The sequence below is a fragment of the Stenotrophomonas sp. genome, assembly GCF_032061965.1.
GTDB lineage: Bacteria > Pseudomonadota > Gammaproteobacteria > Xanthomonadales > Xanthomonadaceae > Stenotrophomonas.
Genome location: NZ_DAMBEF010000057.1, coordinates 1 through 17,690 on the forward strand (window position 1 = coordinate 1; position 17,690 = coordinate 17,690).

15 protein-coding genes and 1 pseudogene are annotated in these 17,690 nt (G+C 64.4%); 4 read left to right on the top strand and 12 right to left on the bottom strand.

The features are described 5' to 3' along the window. Nucleotides 1-102 precede the first annotated feature (102 nt). Nucleotides 103-486 (bottom strand): GtrA family protein, encoded by a 384-nt coding sequence (locus RT460_RS17965; RefSeq protein WP_313320952.1) that lies wholly within the window; start codon nt 484-486, stop codon nt 103-105. Between the two features lie 80 nt (nt 487-566). Here RT460_RS17965 and glmU point away from each other — a divergent pair, with 80 nt between their 5' ends. From glmU to RT460_RS17980, 3 genes are read left to right on the top strand one after another with little or no spacing between them, the layout of a single operon-like run. After that, complete coding sequence (glmU, locus tag RT460_RS17970; RefSeq protein WP_313320954.1) at nt 567-1,934, top strand: bifunctional UDP-N-acetylglucosamine diphosphorylase/glucosamine-1-phosphate N-acetyltransferase GlmU; 1,368 nt, start codon at nt 567-569, stop codon at nt 1,932-1,934. A gap of 34 nt (nt 1,935-1,968) precedes the next feature. Continuing rightward, nucleotides 1,969-2,268 carry a hypothetical protein gene (locus RT460_RS17975; protein ID WP_313320980.1) on the top strand — a complete coding sequence of 100 codons (300 nt, stop codon included), beginning with the start codon at nt 1,969-1,971 and terminating at the stop codon, nt 2,266-2,268. Beyond that, nucleotides 2,166-2,441: a GNAT family N-acetyltransferase gene (locus RT460_RS17980; RefSeq protein WP_313320956.1), complete on the top strand. Its 276-nt coding sequence runs from the start codon at nt 2,166-2,168 to the stop codon at nt 2,439-2,441. Before RT460_RS17975 ends, RT460_RS17980 begins: the two co-directional genes overlap by 103 nt. Before the next feature lie 247 nt (nt 2,442-2,688). Here RT460_RS17980 and RT460_RS17985 read toward each other — a convergent pair. From RT460_RS17985 to RT460_RS18035, 11 genes and pseudogenes are all read right to left on the bottom strand, one after another. Beyond that, nucleotides 2,689-4,113, bottom strand: a pseudogene (locus RT460_RS17985) (HAMP domain-containing sensor histidine kinase); the annotation flags it as partial. After that, on the bottom strand, nt 4,038-5,375 hold the full coding sequence (locus RT460_RS17990; RefSeq protein ID WP_313320958.1) for a sigma-54 dependent transcriptional regulator: 1,338 nt from the start codon (nt 5,373-5,375) through the stop codon (nt 4,038-4,040). The gene RT460_RS17990 and the pseudogene RT460_RS17985, both read right to left, overlap by 76 nt. 72 nt (nt 5,376-5,447) lie before the next feature. Continuing rightward, the gene (locus RT460_RS17995; RefSeq protein ID WP_313320960.1) at nt 5,448-5,939 is read right to left on the bottom strand and encodes a nuclear transport factor 2 family protein; all 492 of its coding nucleotides are present in this window, start codon (nt 5,937-5,939) and stop codon (nt 5,448-5,450) included. A gap of 34 nt (nt 5,940-5,973) precedes the next feature. Further along, on the bottom strand, nt 5,974-7,197 hold the full coding sequence (locus RT460_RS18000) for an FtsX-like permease family protein (RefSeq protein WP_313320961.1): 1,224 nt from the start codon (nt 7,195-7,197) through the stop codon (nt 5,974-5,976). Between the two features lie 54 nt (nt 7,198-7,251). Continuing rightward, nucleotides 7,252-8,562 (bottom strand): ABC transporter permease, encoded by a 1,311-nt coding sequence (locus RT460_RS18005; protein WP_313320963.1) that lies wholly within the window; start codon nt 8,560-8,562, stop codon nt 7,252-7,254. A gap of 23 nt (nt 8,563-8,585) precedes the next feature. Continuing rightward, nucleotides 8,586-9,809 carry an FtsX-like permease family protein gene (locus RT460_RS18010; RefSeq protein ID WP_313320965.1) on the bottom strand — a complete coding sequence of 408 codons (1,224 nt, stop codon included), beginning with the start codon at nt 9,807-9,809 and terminating at the stop codon, nt 8,586-8,588. 112 nt (nt 9,810-9,921) lie between these two features. Further along, a complete protein-coding gene (locus RT460_RS18015) occupies nt 9,922-11,226 on the bottom strand; it encodes an ABC transporter permease (RefSeq protein ID WP_313320968.1) in 1,305 nt (434 codons plus the stop codon). Between the two features lie 17 nt (nt 11,227-11,243). After that, complete coding sequence (locus RT460_RS18020) at nt 11,244-12,467, bottom strand: FtsX-like permease family protein (protein ID WP_313320970.1); 1,224 nt, start codon at nt 12,465-12,467, stop codon at nt 11,244-11,246. 3 nt (nt 12,468-12,470) lie between these two features. Beyond that, on the bottom strand, nt 12,471-13,802 hold the full coding sequence (locus tag RT460_RS18025) for an ABC transporter permease (RefSeq protein WP_313320972.1): 1,332 nt from the start codon (nt 13,800-13,802) through the stop codon (nt 12,471-12,473). A 7-nt stretch (nt 13,803-13,809) separates the two neighbouring features. After that, the gene (locus tag RT460_RS18030; RefSeq protein WP_313320974.1) at nt 13,810-14,535 is read right to left on the bottom strand and encodes an ABC transporter ATP-binding protein; all 726 of its coding nucleotides are present in this window, start codon (nt 14,533-14,535) and stop codon (nt 13,810-13,812) included. Between the two features lie 198 nt (nt 14,536-14,733). Continuing rightward, nucleotides 14,734-16,002, bottom strand: coding sequence for an efflux RND transporter periplasmic adaptor subunit (locus RT460_RS18035; protein WP_313320976.1), 1,269 nt, complete (start codon nt 16,000-16,002; stop codon nt 14,734-14,736). A 215-nt stretch (nt 16,003-16,217) separates the two neighbouring features. On the opposite strand from RT460_RS18035, the gene glmS reads away from it, so the two are divergent. Beyond that, the coding region (gene glmS / locus RT460_RS18040) for a glutamine--fructose-6-phosphate transaminase (isomerizing) (protein ID WP_313320978.1) at nt 16,218-17,690 on the top strand (1,473 nt) is incomplete at its 3' end.

Sequence of the window (17,690 nt, forward strand, 5' to 3'; positions counted from 1 at the left end):
GGGTGAGGGCGCTGTTCGCAGGCAAAGCCCCTGCCGAGCATGGCTCGGCACTACAAGTGGTAAAGCCACCGCCAAGCTCGGCTCGGCACTACGGGCTTGAGCTCAGCGGTACACCACATGACGCAGCAGGAAGAAGGTCACCGCCGCCAGGCCGGCCTCGACCATGGGCTTGGCCAGCCATGCGTATTTCAGACCCAGCGAATGGGCGACCCAACCGATAAGCCAGGTACTGATGACGGTCATCAGCAGCCAAAGCACGGCAAAGCGCGCGAAACGCTTCCAGCCATGGCGCTGCTCGCCGCCGCTGGCAAACGTATAGCGGCCATTGAGCCAGAATCCGAGCAGGGCGCCGCTTACACGGCCCAGCAGGTTGCCCGGCGCCACCGGTAGCCCCAACGCGGTTGCTGCAACGAACACGCCCCAGTCCACTGCCAGTTGCAGCAGTCCAAAGGCGATGTATTGGCTACCTTGCCGAAAAAGGCTCATCCGCATGGGGTTCAGTAAGCAGTCTGCAATACTAACGCCTTGGGCTTAGAATCCGTGAATTATCCAAGGAAGTCGTAGGTATGACCCAGCCGTTGCACGTCATCATCCTCGCAGCAGGCGCAGGCAAGCGCATGAAGTCGGTACTGCCCAAGGTGCTGCAGCCCATCGCCGGCCAGCCCATGCTGGCGCATGTGATCGAGACTGCCCGGCAGCTGCAGCCGACCGGCATCCACGTGGTCTACGGCCATGGCGGTGAAGCGGTGCGCGCGGCGTTTGCCGACCAGGACGACCTGCTGTGGGCTGAGCAGACCCAGCAATTGGGCACCGGCCACGCCGTGCAGCAGGCCATGCCCGAGGTTCCCGATACCGCCCAGGTGCTGGTGCTGTACGGCGATGTGCCGCTGATCCGTGCGCAGACCCTGAGGGCCCTGCTCGAAGGTGCCCCGCGTCTGGCGGTACTGGTTGCCGAACTGGACAACCCGACCGGCTACGGCCGCATCGTCCGTGACGCCGAAGGCAAGGTCGCCGCGATTGTCGAGCAGAAGGATGCCGACGACGAGCAGAAGCGTATCCGCACCATCAACACCGGCATTATCGCCGCTGAATCCACTGCCCTGAAGCGTTGGTTGTCGAGTCTGTCCAACAGCAATGCCCAGGGCGAGTATTACCTCACCGACGTGTTCGCATCCGCGGCCAGTGAGTACACCCCGGCCGGACTGGTGCATGTGGCTGATGCACAGGAAGCAGAAGGCGCGAACGATCCGTGGCAGTTGTCGCAGCTGGAACGTGCTTGGCAGCTGCGCGCGGCCAAGGCGCTGTGCGAGCAGGGGGCCCGCCTGCTCGATCCGTCGCGCTTTGATCAGCGCGGCACGGTGAAGGTTGGTCGCGATGTGCAGATTGATGCCAACGTGATCCTGGAAGGCAATGTGGAGCTGGGCGACGGCGTCAGCATCGGCGCGTTCGTGCGGCTGAAGGACGTCAAACTGGGTGCGGGCACCGAGGTGCGGCCGCATTGCGACCTGGAGGGCGTGGTCAGCGAAGGCGCCGCGCAGATCGGCCCATTCGCGCGTTTGCGTCAGGGCACGGTCCTTGCTGATGGCGTACACATCGGCAACTTCGTGGAAACCAAGAAGACCACGCTGGGCAAGGGCAGCAAAGCCAACCACCTGACCTACCTGGGCGATGCGGTGATTGGCAGCGGCACCAATATCGGTGCGGGTACCATCACCTGCAACTACGACGGTGTGAACAAGTTCCAGACCACGATTGGTGACAAGGTGTTCGTCGGTTCCAACAGTTCGCTGGTGGCGCCGGTGACCCTGGCCGACGGTGCGACCATCGCTGCGGGTTCGGTCATCACCCGCAATGCGCCGGAAGGCAAGTTGACGGTTGCACGTAGCCGCCAGGAAACCATCGATGGCTGGGTTCGTCCGGTCAAGAAGTCCTGAGCCGCGATTGGCACGGCGCGATGAACTCGCGCTGTTGCCACGGATTGAAGCGCAGGCCGGTGAGCGCCTGCGCGGGCATCCGGCCGCTGCGCTGTTTGCGGCGAGCCCGACTGAGCCGGCGTTGTTTGAACAGGCTTGGCAGCGTGGAATGCTGTGGGTGGTTGCCAGTGAGGACGTGCTGGCCGGTTACCTGATGGCCGGTGCGTTGGCGAGGACTTCCATATCCAGCAGATGGACGTTGCGCCGGCGCATGGGCGCAAAGGTCATGGTCGCGCCTTGCTGCGACATGCCATGGCGCAGGCGAGGGCGCGGGGATACCGGCGCGCGGTATTGAGCACGCTGGTCGACGTGCCATGGAACGCGCCTTTCTATGCCAGCGAAGGGTTCAGTGAATGGGCTGCGCCGGAGTGGAGTGCAGGCATGTACGAAGTGATGGCCGCCGAGGCCGCGGCGGGGTTTCCAATGGCGTTGCGATTGGCGATGCGACGAACCTTGGAACAGCCGTGAGCGCTCTCCTTTGGGAGTGGCGCAAGCGGCGAAGCATCAGAGCGGTAGTGCCGAGCCCTGCTCGGTAGGGCGTTCCCCGTGATCCGACCGAGCCGCAGGAGCGGCGTAAGCCGCCAAGCCGGTCCAGTAGAAAAGCCGACCCCTCCCCAACCCTCCCCTTGGCCTGCGGGCAAAGGGAGGGGGCTTGGTGCCGAGCCCTGCTCGGCAGGGCTTTGCCGAGGTGCATCCGATCCGTCGAAGCGCTGTTCTAGTCGTGCGGCAGCAGGATGGCCACGCACAGGCCGCCATCCTTGCGGTTCTGCAACGAGATACGCCCGCCGTGTGCTTCGATGATCTCGCGCGTCAATGCCAGGCCCAGGCCGGTGCCGTTGCGCTTGGTTGAATAGAACGGCATCAAGGCGTTCTGCAACACCGCTTCATTCATGCCGCAACCACGGTCCAGCACCTCGATGCGCAGCCAGTTCGGCAGGCGCGCCACGCGTACCTCCACCGAATCCTCCGCAGCGCCATTGTCGGTGCCGGCCTCGTGTGCGTTCTTCAGCAGGTTCAACAAAGCCTGCGAAAACTGTGAGGCATCGATGCGGCTGTACTGCTCATCGACCATCGGCTCCATGCGGAAACTGATCTGCTGCTGCAAGCCGTGCAGGAACTGGCTCCAGGCCACGGTCTGCAGTTGCGGCTGGGGCAGCTTGGCAAAGCGGGCATAGCCGCGGATGAAGCCTTCCAGATGCCGCGCGCGTTCTTCCACCGTGCCAAAGATGTCTTCCAGCCGGTCGTGGCGACCCCGCCGGACAAGTTCTGCGCCGGAATGCGCGAGCGAAGCAATCGGTGCCAATGAGTTGTTCAACTCGTGGCTGATCACCCGGATCACTTTTTTCCAGGTCTGTACTTCCTGGCGACGCAGCTCGGCGGTGAGCAGGCGCAGCAATAGCAGTTCCTGTGGCCGTCCATTCAAGTGGAAGCCGCGTCGTGACAGATGATAGATCTGTTCGTCGTCATCATCGCCTTCCTCCGCATCTGCTGGGCGTACAGCGAACAACGAGTCGCCGCCTCGGGCGATGGCATTGCGCAGCTCGATCGGCATGGTATCCAGCAGCTCGTGCATGCGCTTGCCTTCCAGCTTCCAGCCGCCGTGCAGCAGCTTGCGCGCGGCGGTGTTGGAAAACGTCACGCGTTGCACGCCATCGCCGCCATCGGACAGCAACAGCATCGCCACCGGCGTGTTCTGCACCATGGTGTCCAGTAACAGCTCACGCTGGACCAGCGATTGCCGTTGCTCGCGCAGTACATCGCCGAGTTCGGCATGGGCCTTCACCAACTGCGCCAGTTCGTCGTTGCCCCGCCAATGCACACCGAAGTTGAACTCACCATCACGGTAGCTGCTGGTGGTGCCTGCCAGTGCACGCAACAGCGAGCGCACCGGCGCGGTGGCGCGGCGCAGCGTCCACCACATCAGCCCAAGCAGGAACAGCGCTGAAATGGTGACAACGACCCAACCACGGTCCATCCAATAGGCCAGCAGCCAAGGAAACGCTGCGGCCAGCGCCAGCACCGGCAGCAGCCGCAGGAACAGCGAGAAGGTGAAGGACCGGGACTTCATTCGCGTGGGATATGGTGCCGGTCCATGCGCCGATACAGCGCCTGCCGGCTCATGCCCAGCTCGGCGGCAGCCTGGGCGATGACCCCGCCAGCCCGCTCCAGTGCAGTGACGATGCGGGCGCGGTCGGGTTCATCGGCCTGCGCGGTGGGGCGGTTGGGCGCACGCGGCAGGTTGAGGTCGGCCGCTTCGATGCGCGGCCCCTGTGCCAGCAAGGTGGCGCGCTGGATGACATTGCGCAGTTCGCGCACGTTGCCCGGCCAGGTATGCCGTTGCAGCGCCTGTGCTGCCTGCGCCGACAGCGGCTTGCCGTCGGCGAGGAAGTGCTGGGCCAGCGGCAGGATGTCTTCGCGGCGCTCGGCCAACGGCGGCAGGCTGAGCTCGACAGTATTGAGCCGGTAGTACAGGTCTTCGCGGAAACTGCCATCGCGGATCATCGCCGGCAGGTCGGCATTGGTGGCGCTGACCACCCGCACCGACACCTGACGCTTACGGTTGGAGCCCAATCGCTCGAAGCGCCCGGTTTCCAGTACCCGCAGCAATTTCATCTGGCCGGTCAGCGACAGGTTGCCGATTTCGTCCAGGAACAAGGTACCGCCATCGGCGGCCTCGAACTTGCCTTCGCGCGCCTTGTTGGCGCCGGTATAGGCACCGGCCTCGGCACCGAACAGCTCGGCCTCGATCAGTTCCGAAGGAATGGCACCACAGTTCAGCGCGACGAACGGCCCTTTGCGATCACTCGAATTGGCCTGGATGATCTCGGCGATCTTTTCCTTGCCGGCACCATTGGGGCCGGTGATCAGCACCGGCAACTGCGAGCGCGCGACCTGGCAGGCCAGGGCAATGATCCGCTCGCTGGCGGGGTCGGCAAAGACCACGCCGCGCAGGTCATAGCGCTCGTGCAGGGCCTGTTGGTGGCGCAGTTCCCGGGCGCGCCTGCGGGCCAGCTCGCGACGCGTTTCTGCCAGTTCCAACAGGTTGTTGACCGTGGTCAGCAGGCGTCCGTCGTCCCAGGGCTTGGCCAGGTAGTCGGCGGCCCCGGCCTTGACCAGTTCCACCGCACTGTCCAGGTGGGTCCACGCTGTCAGCAGGATCACCGGCAAGTCCGGGTGCGCCTGGCGGATATCGGCGAACAGCTGTTGGCCTTCTTCGCCCGAGGTGGTGTCCGCAGTGAAGTTCATGTCCTGCAGGACCAGGTCGAACTCCTGCTCGGCCAGCATGGACAAACCCTGCGCCGGTGAGCTGGCATGGCGGGTGTCGATGTCGTGCAGCGAGAACAGCACGTCCAGCGCAGTGGCCACGGCGGTGTTGTCGTCGATGATCAGGATCTGCGGCATGGTCGTCTGGAGGTGGGCGGGGTTGCAGGTGCCGACATTACACGCTGTCGGCAGCGTTCGCTGCGGTGTGGATCAGGATTCCTGGCTGCGACTGGCACGGTGCGCATAACTGAGCACGCGCGTTGCCTGCCACTGGCCATCGCGCAGGCGCCAGATGATGACGAAATCGGCCAGACCGTCGCAATGCTCGCCGTTGAGGTCGCAGAACTGGTGCTGGCCGCGGGCGATCGCGCCGAAATCCTTGATCGGGAAAACCTCCAGGGTGCCCGGCAGCAATTGTCGGGTGTAGTGCCCACAGACGTTGTTGCGGGTATTGGCCAGCATCGCTTCGCGGGTCCAGGTAACCCCGCCATTGTCGTGGTAGAACTCGACCGCCGGGTCGAAATAGCCAGCGTGCTTTTCGAACTGCGCCGGATCACTGCAATGGTTGAAACTGTCAAACATGCCATGGTCCAGCGCGGCGATCGTGTCGTGCAGGTTGTCCTTGCTTGCCTCGGCAGCCTGCGCAGCGGGAATGGCAAGCGGCGAAAGCAACAGCAGCAGGCTCAGCAGTTTGGTATTCATCGTCGTGACTCTGGCGGAAAAGGGGCAGGCAGGATCAGGCAGCACGGGTGGCCACCGCTGGCGGTACGGCGGCGGCGCGTCGCGCGGGGCCGAGCACTGCGAACTGTCCCAGCAGCACCAGCAACAACGCGGCGATCGGCAGGTAGCCCAGCGGCAGGCGTGGCAGCTCGTAGTGACGCATCAGCAGCATGTTCAATGCGTATGCCAGCAGCAGGCCGAGAACGACGCCGGCACCACTCAGTACCAGGTTCTCCAACTGGAAGTGGCGCAGGATGTGCCGTCGCGTGGCGCCAAGCGCACGACGGATACCGATCTGACGGGTGCGTTGCTGCACCCAGAAGCTGGCCAGGCCCATGATGCCGAACGCGGTGACCGCCAACAAGGCAACGCTGACGGCCAACAAGAGCCAGATCACCGAGCGATCGCGGCGATGGAAATCGTTGCGCATCTGCTCAAGCGTGTCCTGCTGCTCGATGATGCGATTGGGGTCCTGCTTATGCAGTGCTGCGATGGCCGCTTCGAGTACGCGTTGCCGTTGCTCGGGTGTGGTGCGAAGTGCGTAGGCACCGTTGGAGACGCGGATCGGGAAAATCACCGAATCGTATTGATTGCCAAAAGTGCCCCTGTCACCGGGGGCCATCAGGTTCTTGATCACGCCGACGACGGTGGACGGCGGCTGCTCTTCCCCCCAGATGTAGACCCGCTTGCCGATCGCGCTTTCGCCGGGGAACAAGCGTTGCGCCAGGGCGCTGCTCAACAGCACGGATGGCACGCCGGGCCCGATCTTGTTGGGATCGAAGGCGCTGTTCTCGATGTACTCATCGGGCAAGAAGCTGCGCCCTTCCACCACCTGCAGCCCATAGGTCTGCAGCATGTTGCCATCATCCATGTAGATCGATGCATGCGCGGTGGGGCGGGTCTGGTCTGCCTGCAGGCGGATGTCCGAGCCCCACACATTGCCGCCATAGGGGATCTGGTTGACGCTGCCTGCCGCCTTTACCCCGGGCAACGCCGCCAACGCCTGCACATCCTGCCGACGCAGGGCGTCCTGGTTGATGTCCGGCAGCAGGCTGCTGGTGGCCAGATAGACCAGTTCGTCATCGACGACCCCGCTGTGGGCACGAATGTCACTCACTCGTTTACTGATGATGAACACCGCATTGCAGATGATGGCGCAGCTCAGGGCGATCTCCAGCACCAACAGCAGGCAGGCCGTCTTGTGTCGGGTCAGCTGGTTGAAGATGGGAAGGATGTGCATGGTCCAGGTGTTGGCAGCTGAGGGGAACGGGGAACATCAGGTGGAAAGGACGGGCTACTGGCTCTTGAGCTGCAGGGCCGGCGGCACCTGCATCGCCCGCCAGGCCGGTAGCAGGCCGGCGAGAATACTTACCGTCACCGCCAGCACGAAGGTCAGCCACAGCGTCGTTCCATCCATGTGCGCGAGCTTGGCGTAGTCATCGGGTTGCTGGCGGATCAGCCACAACCCGAACGCAGCGAAGCACAGGCCCAGGCCGCCGCCGGCCAGGCCGATGACCCCGGCTTCGGTCAGGCATTGCTTGAATATGTCCTGCCGCGACGCGCCCAATGACCGCCGTACGCCGATCTCGCCGCTGCGGCGCAGGAACTTGGCCAGCAACAGGCTGACCGTGTTGATCATGCATACCAGCAGGAAGCCGAACGCCAGCCACATCTGCAGGCGTACATCGTTCGGCACGATGCGGTTGAAATCGAGCCAGCCCATGACATCGTGCAGGCGTACATTGGTGGGGCGCTCGAAGCGGCCGTTGGCGCTTTGGGTGTCGGAGTAGTCGGCCAGGTACTTGAGGTAGTCGCGCGCCTTTTCAGGCGAGTCCAGTTCCACCCAATACTGCAGCCATGCGCAGGGTGCGGTGAGACCGCGGTTGCCCTCACCGTCATCACTGGCGCCCCAGCATTGCATGTGGCCCTGGGTGTCGAGCTTCAACGCGCGAGAGGTTGAAAAGGGCAGCAGCACCTGCTCATCGCCGCCGTAACGTTGGCTGGTAAGGTCGTAGAAGCGGGGTGTCGGGTTGAAGTCGCCGATGACCCCGATGACCCGGAACGTGCCCTGCGGCAGATGCAACTCCTTGCCAACCGGCTCGGCACTGCCGAACAACCTGCCGGCGAGCTTGCGGTCGATGATCGCCACCAGTGCACGGGCCTCATCGTCGGCGGCGTTCCAGGCGTTGCCGGCGGCCAGTGGCACCTCGAACATCGGAAAGAAATCGGCCGAGGTATAGCGGGCCCTGGCACGGAACGGTTGCGCGGCATTGCCGGCAGGCATCACCGTCACCGAGCCGGCGCTCATCGCGGCCTGACGATCACCGCGCTTCTGCCGCAGCAGTTCTTCGGCGTCGTAGCGGCTCATCTGCGACGGAGGATCAGTGTCGAGGGTGGCATCCTTGCCAAGACTGCGAGGCTCCAGCTGCGCGTAGAACAGTCGCGAACTCTTGCCGGGAATGGGATTCCCGGACAGCACGAAGTACATCGCCAGGGTGGTCATCGTCGCACCGATGCCCACCGCTATCGTCAGTACCATCAAGGTGGTCAACACCTTGTTGCGTGCAAAGCTGCGGACTGCCAGTTGCAGGTAGTAGCCAAACATTTCCTCTCCCCTGTGCCGTATCGTCAGGCGCTGCGTGTAGCGACAGCGGGCGGAATGGATGCTGCGCGCCGGGCCGGGCCGAACACCGCGATCTGGCCCAGCAACCACAGCAGGGCGGCACCGACCGGCAGGTAGATCAAGGGCAGGCGCGGCAGTTCATAGCGGCCCATCAGCCATTGGTTGAGCAGGTAGGCCAGCAGCATGCCGACCACGATGCCGATGCTGGCCAGCAGGAAGTTCTCGGTCTGGAAGTAACGCAGCACCTGCGCGCGGGTGGCGCCAAGGGCGCGGCGGATGCCGATTTGCTTGGTGCGTTGCTGCACCCAGAAGCTGGCCAGGCCGATGATGCCCAGCGCGGTCACCAGCAACAGCAGGCCGCTGACGATCAACAGCAGGCCGATCATGTCGCGGTCATTGGCGAAGTACTTGGCACGCTTTTCCTCGACGGTGAGCTTGGTCCACACCAGACGGTTGGGATCGTTCTTGTCCAGGGTGGCCAGCGCCTGCTTCAACACCTCGTCGCGACGGCCCGGCTCGGTGACGCGCAGGATGTAGCGGCCGCCGTTGGCGAAGTTCATCCGGATCGGGAAGATGATCGAGTCGGTGCGGTTGTTGTTCTGCATGTTCGGACGCAGCAGGGTCTGTGCCACGCCGACCACGGTCACCGGGATGTTGGCCATGTACAGGGTCTTGCCGACGGCATTGCCATCGGGAAAGAACTTCTTGGCCATGGGCTCGGTCAGGATCGCCGGTGCGCGCAGTTTGCCGAGGTCTTCGACCTTCTCCAGTACGTCGCTGCTCTGGTATTCGTCCGGGTTGAAGTCACGGCCGGCCACCAGCTTGATACCCAGCGTCTTCACCGCGCTTTCGCCGACCATGTACTGCGCGCCGTTGGTCGACTGCGCATCGGGTTCGGGCGAGGCCGCCAGCGAGGTATTCCAGGAGCCTCCCTGGAACGGCAGCTGGTTGACGATGGCGACGTTCTCGACGCCCGGGATGCCGCGCAGCGAGGCAATGTCCTCGGCGGTACGGGCATCGGCATCAACCTGCTTGCCGATGCCGCTCAGGCCGATCTCGATCAACTGGTTGTCGTCGATGCCACTGGCCAGCTGCATCGCATCGATGCGCTGGGACACGATGAACAGCGCGTTGCAGATGATGGCGCAGCTCAGCGCGATCTCCAGCACGATCAATGCGGCGGCGGTCTTGTGCCGCGACAGCGTGGAGAGGATGGGGCGGATTTCCATGAGGTTTCTCCGGGAAGCCAGGAACTGGTGAAGAGGAAACAGGAACAAGTAGTGAGTTGGCAGCAGCCAGCGCGGCTTGCGTCGCACCGGGCTGCTGACTTCCGACGACGGGTTACTGGCTTTTCAATTGCAGTGCCGGGGCGACCTGCATCGCACGCCAGGCCGGCAGGATGCCGGCGAGCATGCTGGCAAGCACCGCCAGGGCGAAGGTGGCCAGCAACATGCTGCCGTCCAGGTGGGCGAGCGATGCGTACTCGGCCGGGCGTTGGCGTACCGCCCACAATCCGAACAGGGCAAACACCAGGCCCAGCAGGCCACCGGCCAGGCCGATCGTGCCGGCCTCGATCAGGCACTGCTTGAAGATCTCCGCGCGGCTGGCACCCAGTGCACGGCGCACACCAATCTCGCCGCTGCGGCGCAGGAACTTGGCCAGCAGCAGGCCCACGGTATTGACCAGGCACACCAGCAGGAAGCCGAAGGCCAGCCACATCTGCAGGCGCACATCGCCCGGCACGGCGTTGCGGTATTCCATCAGCTCCATGACATTGCGCAGGCGGGTGTTGGCGGGGCGCTCGAAACGGCCGCTGGCGCGCTGCTGCTCCGAATAGTTGTCCAGGTAGGCCTTGAAGTCCTTGGCATCGCCTGGAGAATTCAGCTCAACCCAATACTGGATCCAGGCGCAGGGGACGTTGGGCGCGGTGGCGTCATTGACCAGTTCGCGGCCAAAGCAGTTCATGTTGCCGTTGCGATCCAGCTTGAGGTCAAGCGAGGTGCTGAAGGGCAGGAACACATCTTCCTCGGAATCGAACTTGCCCGAGTACAGGTCGTAGAACTTCGGCGCGGGGTTCCATTTCTTGAGCACGCCGACAATGCGCATGGCATGGCCTTCGACCAGCACTTCCTTGCCGACGCTGTTGGCACCCTTGAACAGCTTGTCGTTCAGCGTGTTGCTGATCACCGCAACGCGGCTGCGGCCCTGGTCTTCATCCGCGCTCCAGCCCTGGCCGAACGCGAACGGCGTGTCGAACATCGGGAAGAAATCGGCCGAGGTGTAGCGCATGTTGATGCTGAAGGGCTTGAGTGCATCAATGCGCGGGTCGACGATGCCACCACCGCCGGTCATCATCGCCTGCCGCGGTGCTTTCTTCTGGCGCAGCAGCTCTTCGGCATCGAAGCGCGTCATCTGCATCTCGGGCTCTTCACCCGGTTGGTAGCCTTCCTTGGTGTACGGATCAACCTGGGCAAAGAACAGGCGGTCGCTCTTGTGCGGGATCGGGTCGCCGGACAGTACCTTGAACACCGTCAAGGTGGTCATCGCCGCGCCAATACCCAGGGCGATGGCCAGCACCATCAAAGCGGTCAGGATCTTGTTGCGACCGAAGCTGCGCAGGGCAAGTTTGAAGTAGTAACTGAACATGGGCGGTCCTTGGCAGCTCAGGCGCTGCGCGTGGCGACGATGGGTGGGATGGAAGCGGCGCGAAGGGCAGGGCCGATCACCGCGGCCTGGCCAAGCAGGCACAACAGCACGGCGCCGAGCGGCAGGTAGTAAAAAGGCAGCCGGGGGATTTCGAAGTACGCCATCAGCACCTGGTTGCCGGCATAGGCCAGCAACATGCCCAGTGCGATACCCGAGGCGGTCAGCAGCAGGTTCTCGGTCTGGAAGTAGCTGATGATCTGGCGGCGGGTTGCGCCCAATGCACGGCGTACGCCGATCTGCTTGGTGCGCTGCTGCACCCAGAAGCTGGCCAGGCCGACGATCCCCAACGCAGTGACCAGCAACATCACCAGGCAGATGCCCAGCAGCAGCCGGGTCATGCTGCGGTCCTGACGGAAGTAGCTTTCACGCAGCTGCTGCAGCGGCATGCTGTAGTCGGCCGAGAGGACCGCCTCGGGCGTGACCTTGGGGGCAGCGGCAATCGCATCGTTGACGATGCGCGGCAGGTCGCGCGGATCTGCCCGCACGACATAGGTGCCCGCCTGCGCATCGGTGAGGACCGGCACGATCACCGACCATTCCATGCCGGCCAGGCCATTTTCGCTGCGGCCCGGGTCGGGCCGGGAGAAATGCGCGAGCACACCGGCCACGGTATAGCGGTAGTTGCTCATCCAGAATTGCTTGCCCAACGGCGCCTGGCCCGGCCACAGGTGTTCGGCAAGGGCCTGGGTGATCCACACCTGTGCCTGTTCCGGCAGGAAATTGCCGATCGTCTGGTAGTCGGCATCGTTGAACATACGGCCCTGCACCGGCTTGAGCTGCAAGGCATCGATGGCGCCTGCATCCATCGTGTAGAAGTGCGGGACGCCGCCGTGGTGCTTGCCTTCGGCGTCCAGGGTGATGCCGGCAACGGCTGCACGCTGGCCAAACGGTACGGCGTTGAGCACGCCGCCGGCCTGCACGCCGGCCTGGCCACGCAGCTGCCGCAACCAGCGGCTGTTGAGATCCACTGCAGTGCAGGACTCGCAATCATTCAAGGTGAGGGTGGCAATGGCAGCTTCGTCGACGCCGCTGTTCATGCCGATCAGCTCCATCCGCGAGGCGGCCAGGAACAGCGCATTGCACAGCACCGCACAAGCCAGTGCGATCTCCAGCACGATCAGGCTGGCGGCGATGCGATGCCGTGACAGCGTGGCGATGATGGGTTTGATGTCCAGGGTCATGGCTTACAGGGCCTTGATCTGCAGGGCTGGGTCGATGCGCGCGGCGCGCAGCGCCGGCAGCAGTCCCGCGATGACGGTGGTTGCCACCGCAGTGGCGAAGGTGAGTGCCAGCATCGTCAGGTCCAGCTGCACCATGTCGGCGTAGGCCAGCGGCTGTTGGCGGATGCTCCACAGCCCGGCCAGGGTGAACAGCAGGCCGAGCACGGCACCGCCAACACCGATCAGCGCCGCCTCGATCAGGCATTGCTGGAACACCATCGTACGGGTGGCGCCCAGTGCACGCAGTACACCGATCTCACCGGTACGGCGCAGGAACTTGGCCAGCAGCAGCCCGACGGTGTTGAACAGGCAGATCACCAGGAAGGCGATGGCGATCCATGCCTGCAGCTTTACATCGCGTGGCACCACGCCGTTGTAGTCCATCCACTCCATCAGGCTGCGCAGGCGTGCCAGCTCCGGCTGGCTGATACGGCCCAGCTGCTGTTGCTGCTGGACATAGGCCTGCAGGTGTTGCTGGTAGGCCGCGACCTTGGCCGGGCTGTCCAACTGCACCCAAAGCTGCAGCCAGACGCAATCGCTGTTCTCCAGATGACCCGGCTTTTCCGGCAGGCTGTTGCAGGTGAACTGCTGGAAATTGCCGGCGTTGATCTGCAGGCCGGTGAAGAACGGCACCATCACGTCTTCGACCGGACGGTAATAGTCCGCAGTGTCGCCCTGTGCAAAGCGCCCGCCAGCCACGGTGTAGAACAGTGGCGATGGCCGCCACGGCTGGAGCACGCCGATGATGCGCACTTCGCTGTCGCGGATGCGCAGCATCTTGCCGGTGCTGTCCTTGCCATCGAACAGGCGCTGGTTCAATTCGGCGGAGATGACTGCCACGCGCGCGCGGCGCTGGTCATCTTCGGCCGACCAACCGGCGCCGTAGGCTATGGGCACCTGGAACATCGGGAAGAAATCGGCGGTGGTGGACAGCAACGTGGTCATCATCGCCGGCCCTTGGCTAGCCTGCGCGGATAACTTGACGGGGCTGTCCACCACCAGAACTTTGCGGTCGGCCGGGCCGTCACGCCACAGGTCGGTGGCCGAGGTGTAGTCGAGCATGTCCAGCGGTTCGCTGCGGGCGCGTTCGCCGCGCGGCGATGCATCGACCTGCGGGTAATAGATTTGTGCGCTGCGCCCGGGCAGGGGATCGCCCGAGAGCAGGTGCCTCACTGTCAGCGTAGTCATCGACGCACCAATGCCCATCGCAATGGACAGCACCATCAGTGCAGTCAGCACCGGGGTGCGGCGCAGGCTGCGCAGGCCTTGGCGGAGGTGATAGGCGAACAGCGACATGCAGGTCTCAGCCCTGGTTGTCGGCGATGGCGGCCACGCGCGCGGCGTGTGCCAGCACCGGCTCGCGGATCAGGTCGGTGGCCTGGCCATCGACGATGTGCACATTGCGCTGGGCGCGGGCGGCCAGTTCCGGATCATGGGTGACCATCACGATGGTGGTGCCCTGGCTGTTGATTTCTTCCAGCAGCTCCATCACGCCACGTGCCATCTGCGTGTCGAGGTTACCGGTCGGTTCGTCGGCCAGCAGCAGGCGCGGGCTGCCGGCCAGGGCACGGGCGATGGCGGCGCGCTGCTGCTGACCACCGGACAGTTCAGCCGGGTAGTGCTTCATGCGCGAGCCCAGGCCGACATCGGTCAGGGCCTTTTCGATGCGCTGCTTGCGCTCGGCCGAGGGCATGCCGCGATAGCGCAGCGGCACATCGACGTTGTCGAACAGGTTGAGGTCGGGGATCAGGTTGAAGCCCTGGAAGATGAAACCGATCTTCTGGTTGCGCAGGCGCGAACGGGCGTCGTCGCCGAGGTGGCTGACGTCCTGGCCGTCGAGCAGGTACTGGCCGCTGGTGAAGGTTTCCAGCAGGCCGGCGATGTTGAGGAAGGTGGTCTTGCCCGAGCCTGACGGACCGGTGACCGCGACGAATTCGCCTTCGCGCACGTGCAGGTCCAGCGAACGCAGCGCATGGGTTTCAACCTGTTCGGTACGGAAGACCTTGGAGACGGATTGCATCTGGAGCATGGGTATTCCTTTCAGCGAAGGGGAATGTGGAAGGTGGAGCAGGAGCGGGATGCTTGGACTGCGCTTGGATGGGTGATGCCAGGGCCGGCGATGGGGCGGGAATTCGAGGGTTCCGGTGCTGACGGCAGGGTTCACGACACCCCGGACGGCTGCAGCTGTTTCCAATCCCCAATCCCAACACCCCACTTCCGGCCGCAATCAGTTGATCGATACACGCTCGTTGTCGCCGAACAGATCCGCGCCGGAGACAACGATCTTGTCGCCCGGCTGCAGGCCAGAGACGATTTCCACTTCGCCCAGGCTGCTGACGCCGGTCTGGATCGGACGCCGGACAGCGGTGCTGCCGTTGACCACATAGGCGTATCGACCACCGGACTGCTCGACGAACGGACCGCGCTCGACCTTGAGTACGTTGTTGCGGGTGTCCAGCAGGATGCGAGCGCTCATGCGCTGGCTCTGGCGCAGGCCGGGCGGCTGCTTGTCGGAGAAGCGCAGGCGGGCCACGACTTCGCCATTGACCACTTCCGGCGACACCGCGGCGATCTCGCCGGGGAAGGGCTGGCCCGAGCCGCTGGTGAGCTGGGCCGGCATGGCGATGGCCAGATCCCGGGCAAAGCTTTCCGGCACCTTGATCTCGATTTCGAACCGCGACAGATCGACCACGCCAAGGATCGGCGCATTGGCGGCGACCTGGGTGTGCTGGGTGGCCTGCACCTGACCGACCTGGCCATCGAACGGGGCGCGCAGGGTCAGCGCATCCACCTGGCGCTTGACCTCGGCCACCACAGCCTCCTGGCGTTCGGCCAGCAGGCGCTTGTTGCGTGCATCCAGCGCAGCGCCCTGGGTTTGCAGGCTGGCGTCCTGCTGGGCGTGCTGCAGTTCGATCTGGGCCTTCTTCAGTTCGTCCTGGGCCTTGGCCAGGTCCACCTGCGGTACGGCGCCGCCGTCATAGCCGCGCTGGTAGCGTTCCAGGTCACGCTGCGCGGCGGTACGCACCAGCCCGGCCTGGTCGGACATCTTGGCGCCGGTGGCGCGGGCAAGCGTGGCATCCAGCGCGGCGCGGCTGGCTTCGGCTTCCAGGCCGGCCAGGGTGGCCTGCTCCTGGGCCAGCTTGCTGCGCAGTTCCGGGCTGTCGATGACGGCCAGCTCCTGGCCTTGCTTGACCACGTCGCCGGCCACGACCTTCAGGGTCACGGTACCGGCCGAGATCGCATACAGGATCGGGCTGTTGGCGGCGATGACGCGACCGTCGGCGGCAATGTCGCGGACCAGGTTGCCGCGGCTCACCTCGGCCACGCGCAGGCGGTCGCCGTCAAAGGAGCGGCTGGCACCGAGCCAGTTGCTGACGACATAGCCGATACCGGCCACCACCACCACGGTGGCGACCGCCGGCCACAGCCAACGTCGCCAAACCGGTTGCGGGCGCTGGGTGCTTACCTGGTCCTGGGCGGAGGTGTCGCGGATCATCGTTGGCTTCACTGCTGGGGTTGGTAACCATTAAGCAGATCGCGTGCCAACTATAACTTTATGAAAATAATAGGAAAAATATTCCGTCCAGATGTGTCCGGGTGTCCGCGGACGCTGCAGCGGACAGTGTCCGGTGGTGCGTGTCCGCCATTGTCTGTGCGGTGTCCGAATCGGCTGGCTTAGAATGTCCGATCACTATTGCGAATGGATGGGCTATGTGCGGCATTGTGGGTGCGATCGCTGATCGCGATGTGGTTCCTGTCCTGATCGAGGGACTCAAGCGTCTGGAGTACCGCGGCTATGACTCCTCCGGTATCGCCGTGCTGGCAGCAGACCAGGTGCGCCGCGTGCGCCGTACCGGCCGCGTCGCCGAAATGGAAAGCGCCGCTGCCGCCGAGGCGTTCCACGCCGTGGTCGGTATCGGGCACACCCGTTGGGCTACCCATGGCGGCGTGACCGAATCCAATGCCCACCCGCACATCAGCCAGGGCGTGGCCCTGGTGCATAACGGCATCATCGAGAATCACGAAGAGCAGCGCGAAAAACTGCGTGCGCTGGGCTATGTATTCGAGTCGCAGACCGATACCGAGGTCATCGCGCACCTTATCCACCATCACCTCAAGGCCGATCAGGACGATCTGCTTGGCGCCTTGCAGCGCACGGTGAAGGAGCTGACCGGTGCCTACGCGCTGGCAGTGATCAGCCAGAAAGAGCCGGACCGCATGGTGGTCGCGCGCATGGGCTGCCCGCTGCTGGTCGGCCTGGGTGACGGCGAGAACTTCGTCGCCTCCGACGTGTCGGCAATCCTGCAGGCCACCCGCCGGGTGATGTTCCTTGAAGAAGGTGACACCGCTGAGCTGACCCGTCAGGGCGTGCGTGTGTTCGACGGCGACAACGCCCCGGTGCAGCGCGAACAGCGCATGTCCGACGTGTCGCTGGCCTCGCTGGAGCTGGGGCCGTACCGCCACTTCATGCAAAAGGAAATCCACGAACAACCGCGAGCGTTGGGCGACACCGTGGAAGCGGCGATCGACGCCGGTGGCTTCCCGGCGACCCTGTTCGGCGCCGACGCCGAAGCCGTGTTCAAGGACATCGAGGGCGTGCAGATCCTGGCCTGTGGCACCAGCTACTACGCAGGCCTGACCGCGCGCTACTGGATCGAGGCCATTTCCGGCCTGCCGTGCAGCGTCGAAATCGCCAGCGAGTACCGTTACCGCGCAGCCTTCGCCAACCCCAGGCACCTGATCGTCACCATCTCCCAGTCCGGCGAAACCCTGGACACGATGGAGGCGCTCAAGTACGCCAAGTCGCTGGGCCACAAGCACACGCTGTCGATCTGCAACGTGCCCGAGAGCGCCATCCCGCGCGCCAGTGAACTGGTCTGCTACACCCGCGCCGGCGCCGAGATCGGCGTGGCCTCGACCAAGGCCTTCACCACCCAGCTGGCTGCGCTGTTCCAGCTGACCGTGGTGCTGGGCAAGCTGCACGGCAAGGTCGATGCCGCACAGGAAGCCGATTACCTGGAGCAACTGCGTCACCTGCCAGGTAGCGTGCAGCACGCGCTGAACCTGGAGCCGCAGATCGCCGCCTGGGCCGAGCGCTTTGCCGGCAAGTCCAACGCGTTGTTCCTTGGCCGTGGCCTGCATTACCCGATCGCGCTGGAAGGCGCGCTCAAGCTCAAGGAAATC